General features: G+C 52.3%; 17 protein-coding genes. 6 read left to right on the forward strand and 11 right to left on the reverse strand.

Features of this window, described 5'->3' with window-relative positions:
• Positions 1-56: 56 nt before the first annotated feature.
• The 10 genes from RHM61_RS17990 to RHM61_RS18035 form a co-directional block, all read right to left on the reverse strand.
• On the reverse strand, positions 57-383 hold the full coding sequence (locus RHM61_RS17990) for a PspC domain-containing protein (RefSeq protein WP_322248688.1): 327 nt from the start codon (positions 381-383) through the stop codon (positions 57-59).
• Between the two features lie 24 nt (positions 384-407).
• Complete coding sequence (odhB, locus tag RHM61_RS17995) at positions 408-1,655, reverse strand: 2-oxoglutarate dehydrogenase complex dihydrolipoyllysine-residue succinyltransferase (RefSeq protein ID WP_322248689.1); 1,248 nt, start codon at positions 1,653-1,655, stop codon at positions 408-410.
• A gap of 64 nt (positions 1,656-1,719) precedes the next feature.
• Complete coding sequence (locus RHM61_RS18000; protein WP_322248690.1) at positions 1,720-4,575, reverse strand: 2-oxoglutarate dehydrogenase E1 component; 2,856 nt, start codon at positions 4,573-4,575, stop codon at positions 1,720-1,722.
• Between the two features lie 288 nt (positions 4,576-4,863).
• Positions 4,864-6,168: a citrate synthase gene (gltA, locus tag RHM61_RS18005; RefSeq protein ID WP_322248691.1), complete on the reverse strand. Its 1,305-nt coding sequence runs from the start codon at positions 6,166-6,168 to the stop codon at positions 4,864-4,866.
• A gap of 92 nt (positions 6,169-6,260) precedes the next feature.
• The gene (locus RHM61_RS18010) at positions 6,261-6,542 is read right to left on the reverse strand and encodes a succinate dehydrogenase assembly factor 2 (protein WP_322248692.1); all 282 of its coding nucleotides are present in this window, start codon (positions 6,540-6,542) and stop codon (positions 6,261-6,263) included.
• A 105-nt stretch (positions 6,543-6,647) separates the two neighbouring features.
• A complete protein-coding gene (locus tag RHM61_RS18015; RefSeq protein WP_322248693.1) occupies positions 6,648-7,358 on the reverse strand; it encodes a succinate dehydrogenase iron-sulfur subunit in 711 nt (236 codons plus the stop codon).
• Between the two features lie 19 nt (positions 7,359-7,377).
• Positions 7,378-9,153, reverse strand: coding sequence for a succinate dehydrogenase flavoprotein subunit (gene sdhA / locus RHM61_RS18020; RefSeq protein ID WP_322248694.1), 1,776 nt, complete (start codon positions 9,151-9,153; stop codon positions 7,378-7,380).
• Between the two features lie 2 nt (positions 9,154-9,155).
• The gene (gene sdhD / locus RHM61_RS18025) at positions 9,156-9,524 is read right to left on the reverse strand and encodes a succinate dehydrogenase, hydrophobic membrane anchor protein (RefSeq protein WP_322248695.1); all 369 of its coding nucleotides are present in this window, start codon (positions 9,522-9,524) and stop codon (positions 9,156-9,158) included.
• Complete coding sequence (sdhC, locus tag RHM61_RS18030) at positions 9,525-9,932, reverse strand: succinate dehydrogenase, cytochrome b556 subunit (protein ID WP_322248696.1); 408 nt, start codon at positions 9,930-9,932, stop codon at positions 9,525-9,527. It abuts the gene before it with no gap.
• A gap of 164 nt (positions 9,933-10,096) precedes the next feature.
• Positions 10,097-10,894: a GntR family transcriptional regulator gene (locus RHM61_RS18035; protein WP_322248697.1), complete on the reverse strand. Its 798-nt coding sequence runs from the start codon at positions 10,892-10,894 to the stop codon at positions 10,097-10,099.
• 377 nt (positions 10,895-11,271) lie between these two features.
• Here RHM61_RS18035 and RHM61_RS18040 point away from each other — a divergent pair, with 377 nt between their 5' ends.
• The 5 genes from RHM61_RS18040 to RHM61_RS18060 all read left to right on the forward strand — a co-directional run bounded on the left by RHM61_RS18040 (position 11,272) and on the right by RHM61_RS18060 (position 16,984).
• The gene (locus RHM61_RS18040; protein ID WP_322248698.1) at positions 11,272-12,261 is read left to right on the forward strand and encodes a malate dehydrogenase; all 990 of its coding nucleotides are present in this window, start codon (positions 11,272-11,274) and stop codon (positions 12,259-12,261) included.
• Positions 12,262-12,314: 53 nt separating this feature from the next.
• Positions 12,315-13,301, forward strand: a complete 987-nt coding sequence (locus RHM61_RS18045) for an HpcH/HpaI aldolase/citrate lyase family protein (protein ID WP_322248699.1) — start codon at positions 12,315-12,317, stop codon at positions 13,299-13,301.
• Complete coding sequence (locus RHM61_RS18050; RefSeq protein WP_322248700.1) at positions 13,298-13,795, forward strand: hypothetical protein; 498 nt, start codon at positions 13,298-13,300, stop codon at positions 13,793-13,795. Before RHM61_RS18045 ends, RHM61_RS18050 begins: the two co-directional genes overlap by 4 nt.
• Before the next feature lie 94 nt (positions 13,796-13,889).
• Positions 13,890-16,625, forward strand: coding sequence for an aconitate hydratase AcnA (gene acnA, locus RHM61_RS18055; RefSeq protein WP_322248701.1), 2,736 nt, complete (start codon positions 13,890-13,892; stop codon positions 16,623-16,625).
• A 167-nt stretch (positions 16,626-16,792) separates the two neighbouring features.
• Positions 16,793-16,984 carry a hypothetical protein gene (locus tag RHM61_RS18060; RefSeq protein ID WP_322248702.1) on the forward strand — a complete coding sequence of 64 codons (192 nt, stop codon included), beginning with the start codon at positions 16,793-16,795 and terminating at the stop codon, positions 16,982-16,984.
• A gap of 10 nt (positions 16,985-16,994) precedes the next feature.
• Here RHM61_RS18060 and RHM61_RS18065 read toward each other — a convergent pair whose 3' ends face one another.
• Complete coding sequence (locus tag RHM61_RS18065) at positions 16,995-18,173, reverse strand: cystathionine beta-lyase (RefSeq protein WP_322248703.1); 1,179 nt, start codon at positions 18,171-18,173, stop codon at positions 16,995-16,997.
• Positions 18,174-18,359: 186 nt separating this feature from the next.
• Between RHM61_RS18065 and RHM61_RS18070 the strand changes: the two genes are divergently transcribed.
• Complete coding sequence (locus tag RHM61_RS18070; RefSeq protein WP_322248704.1) at positions 18,360-19,247, forward strand: transporter substrate-binding domain-containing protein; 888 nt, start codon at positions 18,360-18,362, stop codon at positions 19,245-19,247.
• Positions 19,248-19,250 lie beyond the last annotated feature (3 nt).

The following is a 19,250-nucleotide window of genomic DNA, read 5'->3' on the forward strand; positions in this document are numbered from 1 at the left end:
GATTTCTGTGTTTCAGTGTTTCAGTGTTTTTGAATGGCCAATGCTGCACCAGGCCTTCACTCTTGTTCCGGAATAAAAATCCAGGCCAGCAGATAGGCCAGCACACCAGTGCCGAAGCAGAGCGCGAAAAAGACGAACAACAAGCGCCAAACCCAGGAATCGAGTTCGGTATATTGACCAAGGCCGCCGCAAATACCCCCCAACCAGCGATCGCTACGCGAGCGCCGGAAGCGGTTGAACGACTGCACGGCACCAGGTGCCGCCTCACCGTCAGAGCGCTCAGCGGCGAGCAATTTTGCCTTGGCTTGCGCATACTCGGCATCCGACAGTGCACCACTCTGATGCAAACCATGCAAACGTTCGATTTCTTCGGCCAGTTTCATGCTTGTTGTCCTTCCGCTTGCTAATTACAGATCGAGCAACAGACGCGCTGGATCTTCCAGCGCATCTTTCATCGCTACCAATGCCAACACTGCTTCGCGACCATCGATGATACGGTGATCATACGACATCGCCAGGTAATTCATCGGACGAATCACAATCTGACCGTTTTCAACCACGGCACGGTCTTTCGTCGCATGCACACCAAGAATAGCCGATTGTGGTGGGTTGATGATCGGTGTCGAGAGCATGGAACCGAAGGTACCACCATTGGAGATCGAGAAAGTACCGCCCGACAGATCGTCGAGTGTCAGCTTGCCGTCTTTGGCTTTGGTACCGAATTCGCCGATTTTCTTTTCGATTTCAGCAATCGTCATTTGATCCGCATTGCGCAAAATAGGCACGACCAAACCGCGTGGCGAACCGACTGCGATACCGATATCGAAATAACCGTGGTAGACGATGTCATTACCATCGACCGAGGCGTTGACGATAGGGTATTTTTTCAATGCAGCAACGGCAGCCTTGACGAAGAAAGACATGAAACCAAGTTTCACACCATGTTCTTTTTCAAATTTGTCTTTGTACTTATTGCGCAATTCCATGACCGGTGCCATGTTGACTTCATTGAATGTAGTCAAAATTGCATTGGTCGATTGCGATTGCACCAGACGTTCGGCGATACGGGCACGCAAACGGCTCATTGGCACACGCTCTTCCGGGCGGTCGCCGAGTTTAGCCGGTGCCGGCGCACTGACTTGTTGCAGTGCCGGTTTGCTGGCCACTGCTGCGGCCAGAGGTGCCACAACTGGTGCGGCTTTCGCTGCGACCGCGCCCAAGGCATCGCCTTTGGTAACGCGACCATCTTTACCGGAACCATCAACTTGGCCGGCCGACAAACCGTTTTCTGCCAAAATTTTAGCGGCAGCAGGCATGGCGATGCCAGCGGCTGATTTCGCGTCCGGGCTAGTCGCAGCAGCGGCAGCAACGTGCGGTGCAGCCGAAACTTCCATCGGGCTGACTTTAACTGTGCCATCGGTATCGATGATGGCGATGATTTCGCCAGCGACGACGGTACTGCCATCGCCGCGAATGATTTGGGTGATCACGCCAGCGCTCGGCGCAGGCAATTCCAGTACCACTTTATCGGTTTCGACGTCGACCAGATTTTCATCACGGGTGACGGCTTCGCCGATTTTTTTATGCCATACCAACAGCGTCGCTTCGGCGACAGATTCAGATAACTGCGGTACTTTAACTTCGATAATTGCCATTTTTTTTACTCTCCGATTCGGGTAGCCAAATGCTGCGACAAGTATTTGCCGCAGCATTGCGTCATTATTTAGTCAGGACAAAGCCTTTAAGCTTGGAAAAAGCCGTTTCCAGCAATGCTTTTTGTTGCGCATAGTGTTTGTCGTAGTAACCGACAGCAGGTGATGCGCTGGCAGGACGACCGGCGTAAGCCAATTTTTGGCCGTCTTCCATGCTTTCAAAAATATTGTGTTGGATCTGGAACCATGGGCCCTGATTTTGCGGCTCATCCTGCGCCCAGACCAATTCTGTCATGGCCGGGAATTTTTTCAATTCAGCCACGAAGCTCTTGTGCGGGAATGGATACAACTGCTCGACACGAATGATGGCGGTATCAGTCTGCGCGCGTTCTTTGCGTGCATTGACCAGATCGTAATAGACCTTGCCCGAGCAAGCGATGACACGTTTGACTTTATGCGCATCAATTTTTTCGTCGACTTCACCGATGACAGTATGGAAGCTGCCTTTCGCTAATTCCGACAAAGGCGAACCGGCATCTTTATTACGCAACAAAGATTTCGGCGTCATGATCACCAGTGGCTTACGGAACTGACGAATCATTTGGCGACGCAACAGATGGAAGATTTGCGCAGCCGAAGTCGGTTGCACTACTTGCATGTTGTTGTCTGCGCACAATTGCAGGAAACGCTCAGGACGTGCCGACGAGTGTTCCGGACCTTGACCTTCATAACCATGCGGCAACATCATCACCAAGCCCGAAGCACGGCCCCATTTGACTTCGCCGGAGCTGATAAATTGGTCGATAACCACTTGCGCGCCATTGGCGAAATCGCCGAACTGGGCTTCCCAAATGGTCAGCGTATTCGGCTCGGCCGTTGAGTAACCATATTCAAACGCCAGCACCGCTTCTTCGGATAAGACTGAATCGATGACGGTGAATGGTGCTTGACTGTCAGAGACGTTTTGCAAAGGAATGTAAGTACCGGAATCCCAACGCTCACGTTTTTGATCATGCAACACAGCATGACGATGAACGAAGGTACCGCGGCCAGCATCTTGCCCGGTCAAACGGATGGCATAACCGGACGAGACCAAGGAAGCGTAAGACAAATGCTCGCCCATACCCCAATCGAGATTCATTTCGCCACGACCCATGGCAGCGCGGTCACCCAGCACTTTTTCGACCAAACTATGCGGCTTGAAACCTTCCGGTACGACCGTGATGCGCTCGGCCAAACGTTTCAGTTCCGACAGCGGCACGGCGGTATCGGCTGCATCAGTCCATTTACGGTTGAGGAAAGGAATCCAATCGACCGCATATTTATTTTTGAAGTTAGAAATAACCGGATCATGCGTATGCTTACCAGCATCCATGGCATCGCGGAATTCCTTAACCATGGCGTCGCCGCCATCAGCTGGAATGGTTCCCTGAGCCGACAATTTGTCGGCGTACATTTTACGGGTACCCGGATGTTGCGCGATTTTTTTATACATCAGCGGCTGAGTCAGCGCTGGGGTATCTTGCTCATTGTGACCAAGCTTACGGAAGCAAATGATATCGACGACGACATCTTTTTTGAATTCGGTACGGTAGTCGAGCGCAATTTGAGTTGCCAACACCACGGCTTCAGGATCATCTGCATTGACGTGCAAGACAGGTGCTTCGATCATTTTCACAACGTCCGAGCAATACAAAGTCGAACGCGAATCGCGTGGATCAGAGGTGGTAAAACCGATCTGATTGTTGATCACGATATGCATCGTGCCGCCCGTACCATAACCACGGGTCTGCGCCAGGTTCAAGGTTTCCATCACCACACCTTGGCCGGCAAACGCCGCATCGCCATGCACGAGGATAGGCAAGACTTCGGAACCGTCTTTATCGCCACGGCGATCCATACGCGCCTTGACCGAACCTTCAACCACAGGGTTGACGATTTCCAGATGCGAGGGATTGAAAGCCAGCGACAGATGGACCGGACCGCCTGGGGTCGTCACATCGGAAGAGAAACCTTGGTGATATTTAACGTCGCCGGCAGGCAAATCGTCGCCGTGCTTGCCTTCAAATTCAGCAAACAAATCTTGCGGCATTTTACCGAGGGTATTGACCAGTACATTCAGACGACCGCGATGGGCCATGCCGATCACGATTTCTTGTACGCCACTCTCACCGGCACGTTGAATGGTTTCATCCATCGAGGCGATGAAACTTTCTCCGCCTTCGAGCGAGAAACGTTTCTGACCGACATAACGTGTATGCAAGTAACGCTCCAAGCCTTCGGCCGCGGTCAAGCGATCGAGAATGTGTTTTTTCTTTTCTGCAGTAAACGTTGGCGTCGAACGGATCGATTCCAATTTTTGTTGCAACCAGCGTTTTTCGACCGGATCGCTGATGTACATGAATTCAGCGCCTATCGAACGGCAATAGGTGTCGCGCAAGGAATTGAGCAAGTCGCGCAAAGACGATGTTTCAGTACCGAAATAGGTATTGCTGATGTTGAACTGGAGATCCATGTCCGCATCAGTGAAGCCATAGAAGCTCGGTTCGAGTTCAGGCAAATTGGGACGTTCTTGGCGCTGCAAAGGGTCAAGGTTGGCCCAGTGGCTGCCGAGGAAGCGGTAGGCGGCGATCAGTTGTTGAGCTGCAACACGTTTGCGACCCATATCGGAATCGGCAGTGGAGTTGACTGTGCGAACCGCACCTTGTTTGGCGCGTTCGGCAAACGAAGCGATTACCGGAGCATGGGCAACGTCAGGCTTGGAAGAGCCATCACCGGCTGGCACATTTTGCATCGCATCAAAATACGAGCGCCAGTTATCTGGAACGGAACCAGGGTTATTGAGGTAGGCCTCATACAATTCTTCTACGTACGGCGCATTGCCGCCGAACAAGTACGAGTTAGCGTTATATTGTTGCATCATCTTGCTCACCTTTCTTCGCGTTTCGCGAGATTAGCGGGTTAATCTAACCTTCCGCGACACGGCCTGACCGGTTAGCGGATTGCACATCAAGTTGTGGGGAAGGGCTGGTTTCAAACTATTCTCTTCAGAGTCAAAACAGGTGCAACAAAGACTGATTTTTTTGATTCTAAACAAAAACACATCTAAAATTTACTTTCGAGCGCAAGCATAGCATATTTTTTTCTATAAAGAAAAAGCGCGTCACAGCGACGCGCTTTTTTTAATGTTGCACTGCAGCTAGATCGGCGCTTAACGCTTGTCTATTGCCGGTACATCGCGTTTTGGCGCGCCGACAAACAATTGACGTGGACGGCCGATTTTTTGCTCTGGATCAGAAATCATTTCTTTCCACTGAGCAATCCAACCTACGGTGCGTGCCAGCGCAAAAATGCCGGTAAACAAAGAAGTCGGGATGCCAAGAGCGCGCTGTACGATACCTGAGTAGAAATCGACGTTAGGATAGAGCTTGCGGCTGACGAAATAATCATCTTCCAACGCAATTTTCTCCAAAGCCATGGCCAATTTAAACAGTGGATCATCTTGCAGACCGAGTTCTTGCAATACTTCGTAGCAAGTTTCACGCATCAACTTGGCGCGCGGATCGTAGTTTTTGTAAACACGGTGACCGAAGCCCATCAATTTGACACTGGAATTCTTGTCTTTCACCTGGGCGATGAATTCAGCAATATTGTCAACGCTGCCGATTTCTTCGAGCATGCTCAAGGCTGCTTCATTGGCGCCGCCATGTGCCGGACCCCACAAACAAGCAATACCTGCGGCGATACAAGCAAACGGATTGGCACCCGAAGAGCCGGCCAGACGGACGGTGGAAGTCGACGCATTCTGCTCATGATCAGCATGCAAGATCAAGATACGATCCAAGGCGCGTACCAGTACTGGATTGACTTTGTACTCTTCACAGGGAGTCGAGAACATCATGTGCATGAAGTTCGCGCTGTACGACAGGTCATTGCGTGGATACACGAATGGTTGACCGATCGAGTATTTATACGCCATCGCTACCAAGGTTGGCATTTTGGCTATCAAACGAATCGCCGAGACTTCACGGTGACGCGGATTGTTGATATCGAGCGAATCATGGTAGAACGATGCCAAGGCACCGACGGTACCGACGAGTACCGACATCGGATGGGCATCCCGACGGAAACCGCGGAAGAAAAATTGCATTTGTTCATGAACCATCGTGTGGTTCGTGACTGTCGCAACAAATTCGTCTTTTTCTTTCGCGTTTGGCAATTCGCCATTCAACAGCAGGAAGCAGGTTTCGAGGAAATCGCCGCCGTTTTCTGCCAATTGTTCGATAGGATAGCCGCGATACAGCAACTCGCCTTTATCGCCATCGATGTAGGTGATCGAGGAATTACATGCCGCAGTCGACATGAAACCGGGATCATAGGTAAACATGCCGGTCGTTGCATACAATTTACGAATGTCGATGACATCAGGACCGATGGTACCCTTGTAAATTGGCATATCCAATGATGGCGTGCCATCAGAGAATGACAGGGTTGCTTTAGCTTCAGAATTAGTCATGGCTCTTCCTTCAAATCAGAGGTGAGTCGTTAATCAAAAAAACACAAATAAAATCTTTTGGAAAGCGCGGATTGCCTCCGCACTTCCATTCTTCAGGCAAGGCGCAAGCGGGCTATCAGAGCATGGATATGAGGCAAATCCACTTCTGCTTCCGGCTCTTTCTTTGCCATGATCAAGTCCATCAACACATTGTCCGACAAATCCATCAAACGGCTGAACGCATCCACTTCCTCATCATTGAGCTCGGCCTCGTATTGATCGAGAAAGCGCGTCAGTATCAGGTCATTTTCCAGCAAACCGCGCCGTGCACGCCAGCGCAGACGGGCACGTTTGACAGGATCACTTTGATGGGAATCGCTTGCAATTTCAGACATGTTGTTTTTCTCTCTATGTATTCCATTTCATGCAGCTCTTGAGTAAAAACTGCATGAAATGAAAGCGCGCCAACCAGGCCACGCTCTCACTGAAAGGTGCGACGCTTAGACTGCGCGACGGACCATCAATTCCTTGATTTTACCGATTGCCCGGGTCGGATTGAGACCTTTAGGACAAACATCGACGCAATTCATAATCGTATGGCAACGGAACAAGCGATACGGATCTTCCAGATTGTCGAGGCGCGCGCCAGTGGCTTCATCACGTGAATCGGCGATGAAACGATAGGCTTGCAACAAACCGGCCGGGCCGACGAACTTGTCCGGATTCCACCAGAACGATGGGCATGATGTCGAGCAGCAAGCGCACAGAATGCACTCGTACAAGCCATCAAGCTCTTCGCGTTCTGCCGGCGATTGCAGACGTTCTTTTTCAGGCGGAATCGATTCGTTCATCAGGTAAGGCTTGATCGAATTGTATTGCTTGAAAAATTGCGTCATATCGACGATCAAATCGCGAATCACCGGCAAACCTGGCAATGGACGCAACACGATAGGCTGAGTTAATTCATTGAGATTGGTAGTGCAAGCCAAACCGTTTTTACCATTGATATTCATCGCATCGGAACCGCACACACCTTCACGGCATGAACGACGCAGCGCCAGCGAATCATCGACGTCAGCTTTGATGCGTTGCAAAGCATCGAGCAACATCTTGTCGGTATCTTGCAGCTCGACCGTCAGGTCTTGCATATACGGCTTGGCATCCTTGTCCGGATCGTAGCGGTAAATTTTAAATTGCAGTGTACGTGCCATGGTATTTTCCCTGTTCTTATTAGAAGGTACGTGCTTTCGGCTCGAAAGTCGCCACGGTCAAAGGCTTGGTATTGACCGGCTTGTAATCGAGACGATTACCTTCCGAGTACCAGAGCGAATGCTTCATCCAATTGACGTCATCACGTTTTTCATAATCGCGATGAGCGTGGGCACCGCGCGATTCTTTGCGCGCAACCGCTGAAGTGATGGTCGCTTTGGCGGTTTCTATCAAATTATCGAGTTCCAAGGCTTCGACACGTGCAGTATTGAAGACTTTCGACTTATCTTTGAACGAGACATGTTTGCGACGTTCATCGAGTACCATGATTTCTTTGTAGCCCTGTTGCAGCAACTCATCCGTACGGAATACGCCGCAATACTGCTGCATCGTGCCACGGATGGCATTGGCAACATCTTGCACGCGCTCCGAACCGGTGTTCGATTCGGCCTTGGCCAAACGAGACAGCGCCAGATCAGCCGCATCAGACGGCAAATCTTTATTACTACGCGCTTTGAGGTTGCTGGCAACGATATGATTACCGGCAGCACGACCGAATACCAACAGATCGAGCAGCGAATTGGTACCGAGACGATTGGCACCATGCACAGAAACGCAGGCACATTCACCGATCGCATACAGACCTTGCACGATTTCACTGCTGCCATTTTTCGGCGCAATCACCTGACCGTGAATATTGGTCGGGATACCACCCATCTGGTAGTGAATCGTCGGTACCACTGGAATCGGTTCTTTAGTCGCATCAACGTTGGCAAACTTGTGCGCGATTTCCAAAATCGATGGCAAACGCTTCTGTATCGTTTCCGCGCCAATGTGTCGCAAATCGAGCAAGACGTGATCTTTATTCGGACCGCAACCGCGACCTTCTTTGATTTCCTGATCCATAGAACGCGACACGAAATCGCGTGGTGCCAGATCTTTCAAAGTTGGCGCATAGCGTTCCATGAAGCGTTCACCCTGGCTATTGACCAGAATCCCACCCTCACCGCGCACCCCTTCGGTAATCAACACGCCGGCACCGGCGACGCCGGTCGGGTGAAATTGCCAGAATTCCATATCTTCAAGCGGCAAACCAGCCCGCGCCGCCATACCCATACCGTCGCCGGTATTGATGAAGGCATTGGTCGAAGCAGCCCAGATACGACCGGCACCGCCGGTAGCAAAAATCGTCTGCTTGGCTTCAAGCATCATGACTTCGCCCGTTTCCATTTCCAGCGCAACCACACCGAGCACATCGCCAGCGGCATCCCGAATCAAATCGATCGCCATCCATTCGACGAAGAAATGAGTGCGTGCGCGGACATTGCGTTGATACAGCGTGTGCAACAAAGCATGACCGGTACGATCGGCTGCGGCGCACGCGCGCTGCACTGGTTTTTCACCGAAATTCGCCGTGTGGCCGCCGAACGGACGCTGATAAATCGTGCCATCCGCATTGCGATCAAAAGGCATGCCGAAATGCTCAAGCTCGTAGACTACTTTTGGTGCTTCGCGACACATGAACTCAATCGCGTCTTGGTCGCCGAGGTAATCGGAGCCCTTGACGGTGTCAAACATGTGCCAGTACCAACTATCTTCGGACATATTGCCCAAAGAAGCACCGATACCACCTTGCGCTGCTACAGTATGCGAGCGCGTTGGGAAAACCTTAGACAGTACTGCGACGTTCAGACCCGCTTCAGCCAATTGTAGCGAAGCGCGCATGCCAGAGCCGCCGGCACCGATGATAACCGCGTCAAAGCGACGGCTAGGGATTGTGGATTTAATTGCAGCCACGTTTATATTCTCCACAAAATCTGTGCGGCATAGCCGACACAAGCAATCAGCCACACGATGGTAGCCACCTGAAAGATCAAACGAATAAAGACATTATGTGTGACATAGTCCATCCAGACATCGCGCATCCCCACCCAAGCGTGGTAGAGCAAGCAAACGATGACGGCGAAAGTTGCCATTTTGAACCATTGATGAGCGAAAATGCCGGCCCAGCCTTCGTAACTGAAATTCGAACCGGTCAAGAACATCACCAGCAGCAAAACAGTGTAAATAGCCATGACGATGGCGGTCGCACGTTGCGCCAGCCAGTCACGCAAACCGTAATGCGCGCCGACAACGAGGCGATGTGGGCCGATATTGTTATTTGCCATTTAAAATACTCCAAACAATTTCAATGCGACTAAGGCTGTCAGCGTCAAACTCAACGCCAACACCGTCACGGCCGATTGACGTGCAGTGTGCTTATCGAGACCATAATGAAAGTCCATGAACAAATGACGAACACCAGCGCAAAAATGGTGCAAAAAGGCCCAAGACAAAGCCAAAATTACTAACTTCACGAACACACCCGATGCCAAACCCTGCAACTCCGCGAACGACAGTTCCGATGTCAAGCTCTTATCCAACAAGAACAAAATAAACGGCAACAACAAAAACATCACTATCCCACTGACGCGATGCAATATCGATACGAAGCCGGCCAGCGGCAATCGGTACCCAGTTGCATCAATCAGGCGCATCACGCCGAAACGTGGCCTGCTCTTCACTACTTCAGACATAAATAATCTCCCCATTAACTAGTCTGTACAAAAATCATGCAATTTTCGCTCATTTTGATGCATCGCATCAACAAAAATGAAGGTGTTATGCAAAACATCGACATCTTAATCCCAATTATGAATACGCGCTTGTTGCGTTGCGCCAAATCCAGCGGGTATCAGGCTTAACTGAGCTCATTGCGATAATGATGATGCCGCGTCAAGTACAAACCGCGCCGCAACTCCACCGGTTTATCGCCGTAAGTGAACGAGACTCGCTCCACATTGAGCAGCGGCGTCCCGATCGGCAACTCCAACCACTGCGCACTGACGGCATCGGCGCAGACCGCACGAATTTGTTCCGAGGCGCGGATCATGTGGGTGCCGAACTCGCTTTCAAACAAGCCGTACATCGGCCCCTTGTATTCGGTCAAACGCTCGGCCGTCAAGCCCTTGAAGATAGCCCCGGGCAACCAGAGGTCGTCGAGAATCGTCGCCACGCCGGAAAAATACTGGACGCGCCGTATGAACACGACCGAGTCGCCCGACTTGAGATCAAGCATGCGCGCCACTTCGGCCGGCGCACGGACACGTCGGACTTCGATGATTTTATTTTCCGGATAATGCGGCACACCTTCGTCGGGGGCCAGGCGTAAGAAACGGAATTGTGAGCGCGCCTCGTGGTGCGTCGCCACAAAAGTGCCCTTCCCTTGGCGGCGTACCACCAAATTTTCGGCCGATAATTCATCGATGGCTTTGCGCACCGTCCCTTGACTGACCTTGAAACGTGCCGCCAATTCCATCTCACTCGGAATCAGTTCGCCCGGCTTCCATTCGCCCGACTGCAGACTCTGAGTAATCAGAGACTTGATTTGCTGATACAGAGGACTGAAGGTCGGCGACAAGCTGGTCGCCGCGCTGCCGGTACCCACGCCGCCCGAATTGGTGACAGAAACAGCGGCATTTGGTGTGATTGAATTCATAGACTGCGATTTCACCACAAAAACACCCGTTCCGTCCAGAACAAACTACTCAGTAATATGTCTTATATAAGACATAAGATAGTCATTGACACTTGCATCGACAACACATAAACTCCGGTACCAACCGGTATCAGACCAATGTACGAGGCCTATTTAGTTTCATTCTACCGAGTAATATAGCGGGAACGGCGACAAAGTAAAGCAGCAAAACAGAAATTACTGCTGACTGCGCTTGATTAGACTCACAATTTGACTGACGGCCGGCTTGATCAAAGGTATCATAGAAGAATTTACTTGCTGCGCATGCAATCTTGGTATGGCGACATGCGCTGCGGCACAGTTTGAACATCGTTTTTTCACCACTTCGGAGAAGCATCATGGCTAAATCCCCTATGCGCGTAGCAGTGACCGGCGCTGCCGGTCAAATCGGTTATTCCCTTCTGTTCCGCATCGCCAACGGCGACATGCTCGGCAAAGACCAACCGGTCATCTTGCAATTGCTGGAAATTCCTGACGAAAAAGCGCAAAAAGCGCTCAAAGGCGTCATGATGGAAATCGACGATTGCGCCTTCCCATTGCTGGCTGGCATGACTGCCCACAGCGACCCGATGACTGCATTTAAAGACATCGACGTTGCCCTGCTGGTTGGCGCACGTCCACGCGGCCCTGGCATGGAACGCAAAGATTTACTCGAAGCCAATGCACAGATTTTCACCGTACAAGGCAAGGCACTCGACGCTGTCGCTTCACGCAATGTCAAAATCTTGGTAGTCGGTAACCCAGCCAACACCAATGCTTACATCGCGATGAAATCGGCCCCGAGCCTGCCAGCGAAAAACTTCACAGCCATGTTGCGCCTCGATCACAACCGTGCCTTGTCTCAAGTCGCGGCCAAAATCGGCAAGCCAATTACTGCCATCGAGAAATTGTGCGTTTGGGGCAATCACTCGCCAACCATGTATGCTGACTACCGTTTCGCTACGGCCGACGGCGCAGCAGTCAAAGATTTGATCAACGACCAAGTATGGAACAAAGACGTGTTCCTGCCTACCGTTGGCAAACGTGGTGCCGCCATCATTGAAGCGCGCGGTTTGTCGTCGGCTGCGTCGGCTGCCAATGCCGCCATCGACCACGTGCGTGACTGGGTCTTGGGTACGAATGGTAAATGGACTACCATGGGCATCCCTTCGGATGGCTCTTACGGTATTCCTGAAGGCACCATGTTCGGTTTCCCAGTTACCACAGAAAACGGCGAATACACGATAGTCCAAGGTTTGGAAATCAATGAATTCTCGCGCGAACGGATTAACCTCACACTCAAAGAATTGCAAGAAGAGCGTGATGGCGTCAAACACCTGGTAGGCTAAGCAGGAAACGGGCAGCAGTCGTGCTGCCCGTTCTTTTTTTTCAGCAAAGACCGATGCATCCTTCTCAAGCCCTCTTCCAAGATCAAGTCCTGCCGCGCTTGCTGCCGGTGTGCGATCATTATGCGGGCGCGGAAAAGCTGATGCGCAAAGCCCTCAGTCTGCAACAAGAATTCGGTCCCCTGTTCGATATCACTTTCGACTGCGAAGATGGTGCCGCGACCGGCAATGAAGCCACGCATGCGCACATGGTCGCCACCCTGATCAACAGTGCGGACAATCGGTATCAACGCGTCGGCGTGCGTGTGCACGACCTCGCCCATCCCAGCTTCACCCAAGACCTGAACATCATTCTGGCGGCCTGCGCCACGAAACTGGCCTATTTGGTGCTGCCGAAGGTGAATTCGGCCACGCAGGTCAGCGCCGCAATTGCGCAAATCAATCAGCACGCCCAGGCCGCCGGCCGTGCGCTGCTGCCGATTCATGTCATCATTGAAACGCACGAAGCTTTGGCCGATGTGATGGCCATCGCCGCCCTGCCGCAAATCGAATGCCTGTCCTTCGGCATCATGGATTTTGTCTCGGCCCACTACGGCGCGATTGGCGCTGCGGCGATGTGCTCGCCCGGCCAATTCACGCACCCACTGGTGCTGCGCGCCAAGCTGGAAATCGCCGCGGCCTGCCATCGCTACGGCAAAGTTGCTTCACACAATGTCACCACCGAGATCCGCGATCTCGACGTCGTGGCGGCCGATGCCAAGCATGCCGGTGCGCTGCTCGGCTACACCCGCATGTGGAGCATCCATCCGCAGCAAATCCCAGCCATTCTCGCCGCTCTCTCACCACAACACGATGAGATACGCCAAGCGAGCGAAATTTTAACTGCAGCCCAACGTGCGCACTGGGCACCGATACAATATGACGGCAAATTACATGACCGCGCCAGTTATAGGTATTACTGGACGCTGTTGCAACGCGCTGCATTAAGCAGCAATAACCTGCCGGATATGGCAAAAGATTTACTTCAAGGAATACACTCATGATCACATTCTTATCCCGCTTGAGCGGCCTCATGATCGCCGGCGGCATCTTGTTCGCACCGCTGGCCGCGCACGCCGAAGCGGCACCGAGCAAAGCCAAAACCATGCACAAAGCGAGCAAAACTGCCGCTCCTGTGGTGCAAGATGAAGACGAGCTCGAACCTGATGTGCGCAGCGCTAAAAATTACGATTACAAATGCGAGCTCGGCAATTCGCTGACCATGTACACCAATGCCGAAGACCACGAACACATCGCGATGCGCTGGAAAAAGCGTTTGTATCGCATGCATCGCGTCGACACCACCACCGGTGCCTACCGTTACGAAAACAAAAAAGCCGGCTTCATCTGGATCGGCATCCCGGCCAAGAGTCTGCTGCTCGACTCACGCAAGGGCCAACAATTGGCCAACGAATGCGTGAGCAACGAAGCCATGATGGCCGGCAACACTAAAACTGACCCATCCGAAGTAAGCAGCACCACCACCCAATTGAAATAATTCAATACGACGACGACCGGCCCGACCGGTCAGCGTCGTGCTTTATCAGTAAATAGCTTTTTTGATCGTTGATTTTTGTAAATAAGGAACAGCCATGAGCCAAAATGCGTACCAAGATGCATTCAAAACACTGAAAGATTTCAAGATTTCAGAAACAAAGAAAGGCAAATTCTTTTCTCTGCCAGCCCTGGAAAAAAGTCTCGGCGTCAAAATCTCGCGCCTGCCGGTTTCCATACGCGTGGTACTGGAATCTGTTCTGCGCAATTGCGACGGTAAAAAAGTCACCGCCGAACACGTCAAGCAATTAGCCAACTGGAGCGCCACCGGTGCCCGCAGCGATGAAATTCCTTTCGTGGTTTCACGCGTGGTCTTGCAAGATTTTACCGGTGTCCCGCTGCTGGCCGATTTGGCTGCCATGCGTAACGTCGCTGCCAAACATGGCAAAAACCCGAAAAATATCGAACCGCTGGTACCGGTCGATCTGGTGGTCGATCACTCGGTACAGATTGATCATTTCCGCGAAAAGAAAGCCCTCGACCTGAACATGAAACTGGAATTCGCGCGCAACAACGAGCGCTACCAGTTCATGAAATGGGGCATGCAAGCATTCGACACCTTCGGCGTCGTGCCACCAGGCTTCGGTATCGTCCATCAAGTTAATCTGGAATACTTGGCGCGCGGCGTACACAAAGTCAAAGATGCCAAGAAAAATGACATCTACTACCCGGATACCTTGGTCGGTACCGATTCCCACACTACCATGATCAACGGCATCGGCGTAGTCGGCTGGGGCGTGGGCGGCATTGAAGCTGAAGCCGGCATGCTCGGCCAACCGGTTTACTTCCTGACACCAGACGTGGTCGGCGTCAACCTGACCGGCGCACTGCGCGAAGGCTGTACGGCCACCGATCTGGTTCTGACTATCACTGAATTGCTGCGCAAAGCTAAAGTGGTCGGCAAATTCGTCGAATTCTTCGGTGCCGGCACCCGTTCCCTGTCCTTGACAGACCGCGCCACCATCGCCAACATGGCACCCGAATACGGTGCCACCATGGGCTTTTTCCCAGTTGATGAAGCGACGCTCGATTACTTCAAAGGCACTGGCCGTACCAAGGCAGAAATCGATGCGTTCGAAGCCTATTTCAAAGCACAGAAAATGTTCGGCATTCCGAACGCCGGCGAGATCGATTACACCAATGAAATCAGTCTCGACCTGGCAAGCGTTGCACCCTCGCTGGCTGGCCCGAAACGCCCGCAAGATCGCATCGAAATCGGTAACGTCAAATCGACCTTCGCCGACTTGTTCGCGAAACCGACAGCAGAAAACGGCTTCAACAAAAAGATTGAAGATCTCGACGTCGTCTACACCAACAGCGACAATGTCAAAGTTAAAAACGGCGATATCCTGATTGCTGCGATCACTTCCTGCACCAATACTTCCAACCCTAGCGTGTTGTTGGCAGCCGGTTTGCTGGCCAAGAAAGCGGTCGAAGCCGGCCTGAAAGTCGCTCCGCACATCAAAACTTCGCTCGCCCCTGGCTCACGCGTCGTCACTAAATATCTGGAAGCGGCCGGTCTGTTGCCATATCTGGAAAAACTCGGTTTCGGCGTCACCGCCTACGGTTGCACCACCTGCATCGGTAATGCCGGCGACTTGACACCAGCGATGAACGAAGCCATCGTTGCCAACGACATCGTCGCCTCTGCGATTCTGTCCGGCAACCGCAATTTCGAAGCACGGATTCACCCGAACATTCGCTCTAACTTCCTGGCCTCGCCACCGTTGGTCGTCGCTTACGCGATCGCCGGTAACATGACCAAAGATTTGATGACGGAACCAGTCGGTCGCGCCAAAGGCAAAGACATTTTCCTCGGCGATATCTGGCCGACCAGCGCAGAAATCAATAAGCTGATGAAGTTCGCGATGAACTCCAAAACGTTTAAAGACAACTACGCCGATGTCAAAGGCGCACCGGGTAAATTGTGGGAAAACATCGCCGGCGTGGCCGAAGGTGAAGTCTACAACTGGCCAACTTCGACTTACATCGCCGAGCCACCATTCTTCGCTGACTTCACGATGGAGCCGAAAGCGGCTGCCACTGGCATCAGCGGTGCGCGTGCCTTGGGCGTGTTCGGCGATTCGATCACTACCGATCACATCTCGCCAGCCGGTTCCATCAAGGAATCGAGCCCAGCCGGTAAATGGCTCAAAGAAAACGGCGTATTGCCAGCCGATTTCAATTCCTACGGCTCGCGTCGTGGTAACCATGAAATCATGATGCGCGGTACCTTTGCCAACGTCCGCATCAAAAACTTGATGATCCCGGCCAAGGAAGATGGCTCCCGCGTCGAAGGCGGCGAAACCCTGTTCCAACCATCGGGCGCACCAATGTCGATCTACGATGCAGCCATGCAGTATGTAGCTGACGGCGTACCGACCATGATTTTCGGCGGCGAGGAATACGGCACTGGCTCGTCACGCGATTGGGCTGCCAAAGGCACACAATTGCTCGGCGTTAAAGCTGTCATCGCACGTTCCTTCGAACGTATCCACCGCTCCAACTTGGTCGGCATGGGCGTCTTGCCTTTGCAATTCCTTGGCAGCGACAGCGTCGACACGCTCGGCATCACCGGCAATGAATCGTTCGACCTCAAAGGGATAGAAAACGAAATCAAGCCACAGCAAGAAGTGACGCTGGTAATCCATCGCGCCAATGGCGAAAGCATCGATGTCAAAGTACTGTTGCGCATCGATACACCAATCGAAGTCGACTACTACAAACACGGCGGCATTCTGCCATTCGTGTTGCGTCAATTGTTGGCTGCGTAAGCGAGTTCCATCACCCCGCTCAGGCGGGGACGCGTAGTAAAAAAGGCACATCGTGATGCAACGATGTGCCTTTTTTTATGCGCTGCAAGGAAGCGGTAAGCATCGTGCGTTACGCTGCATGTATCCATCCTGCTAAGGCTGGCCTTGTTTATTAACGGAGAATAATTATGTGGAAAATTCTGGTCGGATTCATCATCGTCGCGGCAGCGGCCTTATTCATGATTTTCAAAGCCGGCGATAAAGTCGACATGCAGGGTGAAGGCGTGAACCAGAATGTCGAAGCACCGGCAGTCACTACCCCGGCACCGGATGTGAATGTGCCGGCTGCAGCTGCTTCGGCCAGTACTGCCAGCAAATAAGCAGACTATCTCAGGCACCGGAGACCATGCACTGCAGCGCCTGCTCGATGTCGGCCAGCAGATCAGCCGTGTGCTCCAGCCCTATATTGAAACGCACCAGTGTGCCCGGCTCTTGCCAGTCGCTGCGCATGGAGGCGACCCGGTAAGGCAGGCACAAACTGTGCGCACCGCCCCAACTGAAGCCGATTTTAAATAAACGCAAACTGTCGACGAAACGGTCGGTTTGCGCTTCCGTGTAGCGAGCGTCAAAGATCACCGAAAATAAGCCGCCGGCAGCGCTGAAATCACGCTGCCAAATCGCGTGCCCAGGACAATCAGGCAAGGCCGGATGCAAGACCCGGCTGATTTCGGTGCGCTGCGCCAGCCATTGTGCGACCAAGCGCGCGCTGCGATCGTGCGCCTCTAAACGTAGTTTCAAGCTACTCAAATTGCGCAACACCAAATAGGCGTCATCCATGCCGATACCATAACCGAGGCGCATGTGGGCAAGCTGCAAGCGCTGATACAGTTCGGCATCACGCGTAATCAAGGCCCCCATCAAGACATCGGAGCCGCCGCTTTGATACTTGGTCAAGGCTTGCATGACGATATCGACGCCGTGCTCGAAGGCGGCAAAGGCGAGCCCGGCTGCCCAGGTATTATCGAGCGCCACCAGCACCCCACGCGCATGCGCGGCGGCACAGATGGCCGGAATATCGGGCACTTCCATGGTCACCGAGCCCGGCGCTTCAGTCCAAATCAAACGCGTTTCCGGCCTTATTAACTCGGCAATTCCGGCACCGATCAGCGGATCATAGCAGCGCGCACTGATGCCGAACTGTTGATTCAACCATTGCGCCAAATCGCGGTTAGGACCATACACATTCTCGGGCAACAGCACATCGTCACCAGTCTTCAATAATGCCAAATCGAGTAAGCTGATGGCCGCCAAGCCACTCGGTGCTAACAGGCAGTGTTTACCGCCTTCGATTTCCGCCAAGCGCGCTTCCAGCGTGAAGCTCGTCGGGGTACCGTGCAAGCCATAGGTGTAAGAGGATTTATCCAGCCAACTGCGCGCTCGCATCGCTGCCACGTCGCTAAATATCACCGTCGAGGCGTGGTGTATCGCTACCGGCAGCGCGGCAAAACCAGCCGGCGCTTGATAAGGGCTATGAATAAAACGGGTTTCATCTTGCGGTATTTTTTGCATGGTAAACTCTCGTAAGAAACAGATCGCGCTTTGATTGTAAAGCTATTCGATATGGGGCGGGACAATTACCCGGCAAAGCGTAAAACAACACAGCGCGCAGATGTAACGTCGCTCGCAATTTCCGATGCAATATGCCATGCTTATACACCAAGCATTTACCACCTGCCCCCAGACTGGATACACTCGTTGAAACAGCTGATTGCGTTCGTAAGCACTGCCCTTGTCGGTCTCAATTTGTTTTTGTGCGCAGCACTGCCTGCTGCCGCCATGACACGCGTGATCTATCCCTTGGGCGAAGTCGCACACGATACCCGCTATGATGACGTCATCGAGATACTCAAAACCGCGCTCAAAAAAACGCGCAGCACGCATGGCGACTATCTGTGCATCCCTAGTCCAGTGCTGATGCCGAAAAAACGTTTTTTAATTGAATTGCAACAGCCTACGCACAGCATCGACATCGCATGGAATCCCACCTCAGAAGCATTGGAGAGCGAACTCACACCGATCCGCATTCCATTGCGCAAGGGCTTGCTTGGCTATCGCATTGCCTTGATACGCCGCGAAGATCAAGTCCGCTTCGACCAAGTCAACAGCATCGAAGATTTGAAAAAATTCACTCTCGGCCAAGGTAATGGCTGGGTCGATAATGCCATCTATCAGGCTGCCGGCATCATGACGCTTGAGGCGCAATACAGTCAGTTGATCAAAATGCTGGCGGCGCAACGCTTTGATTTTTTCCCGCGTGGCGTGAGTGAAGTCGAGAGCGAATACCAAGCGAATCACTTGGCTTACCCAGAGTTGGCAATAGAAAACAATTTACTGCTGTATTACCCTTTTCCCGACTACTTTTTTTTTAATCACGCCGATACCGCTTTGAAAAACAGGATAGAAAGTGGCTTACGTATCATGCAAAAAGACGGCAGCTTTGATAGAATTTTCAATAAATACAATCTGGCGACGATACAAAAATTGAAGCTCAAGCAGCGCCGTCTGCTGCGGCTGAATAACCCGACCTTACCAAAAAAAACGCCGCTCAATGAGACGGCGTTGTGGTTCGTTCCGGATATGTGACAA

The organism is Undibacterium sp. CCC3.4, from assembly GCF_034347425.1.
Lineage (GTDB): Bacteria > Pseudomonadota > Gammaproteobacteria > Burkholderiales > Burkholderiaceae_D > Undibacterium.

Excerpts from the sequence above, each read along its gene's own strand:
- RHM61_RS17990 (WP_322248688.1), bottom strand. The coding sequence starts at position 383 with ATGAAACTGGCCGAAGAAATCGAACGTTTGCATGGTTTGCATCAGAGT.
- odhB (WP_322248689.1), bottom strand. The coding sequence starts at position 1,655 with ATGGCAATTATCGAAGTTAAAGTACCGCAGTTATCTGAATCTGTCGCC.
- RHM61_RS18000 (WP_322248690.1), bottom strand. The coding sequence starts at position 4,575 with ATGATGCAACAATATAACGCTAACTCGTACTTGTTCGGCGGCAATGCG.
- gltA (WP_322248691.1), bottom strand. The coding sequence starts at position 6,168 with ATGACTAATTCTGAAGCTAAAGCAACCCTGTCATTCTCTGATGGCACG.
- RHM61_RS18010 (WP_322248692.1), bottom strand. The coding sequence starts at position 6,542 with ATGTCTGAAATTGCAAGCGATTCCCATCAAAGTGATCCTGTCAAACGT.
- RHM61_RS18015 (WP_322248693.1), bottom strand. The coding sequence starts at position 7,358 with ATGGCACGTACACTGCAATTTAAAATTTACCGCTACGATCCGGACAAG.
- sdhD (WP_322248695.1), bottom strand. The coding sequence starts at position 9,524 with ATGGCAAATAACAATATCGGCCCACATCGCCTCGTTGTCGGCGCGCAT.
- sdhC (WP_322248696.1), bottom strand. The coding sequence starts at position 9,932 with ATGTCTGAAGTAGTGAAGAGCAGGCCACGTTTCGGCGTGATGCGCCTG.
- RHM61_RS18035 (WP_322248697.1), bottom strand. The coding sequence starts at position 10,894 with ATGAATTCAATCACACCAAATGCCGCTGTTTCTGTCACCAATTCGGGC.
- RHM61_RS18040 (WP_322248698.1), top strand. The coding sequence starts at position 11,272 with ATGGCTAAATCCCCTATGCGCGTAGCAGTGACCGGCGCTGCCGGTCAA.
- RHM61_RS18045 (WP_322248699.1), top strand. The coding sequence starts at position 12,315 with ATGCATCCTTCTCAAGCCCTCTTCCAAGATCAAGTCCTGCCGCGCTTG.
- RHM61_RS18050 (WP_322248700.1), top strand. The coding sequence starts at position 13,298 with ATGATCACATTCTTATCCCGCTTGAGCGGCCTCATGATCGCCGGCGGC.
- acnA (WP_322248701.1), top strand. The coding sequence starts at position 13,890 with ATGAGCCAAAATGCGTACCAAGATGCATTCAAAACACTGAAAGATTTC.
- RHM61_RS18060 (WP_322248702.1), top strand. The coding sequence starts at position 16,793 with ATGTGGAAAATTCTGGTCGGATTCATCATCGTCGCGGCAGCGGCCTTA.
- RHM61_RS18065 (WP_322248703.1), bottom strand. The coding sequence starts at position 18,173 with ATGCAAAAAATACCGCAAGATGAAACCCGTTTTATTCATAGCCCTTAT.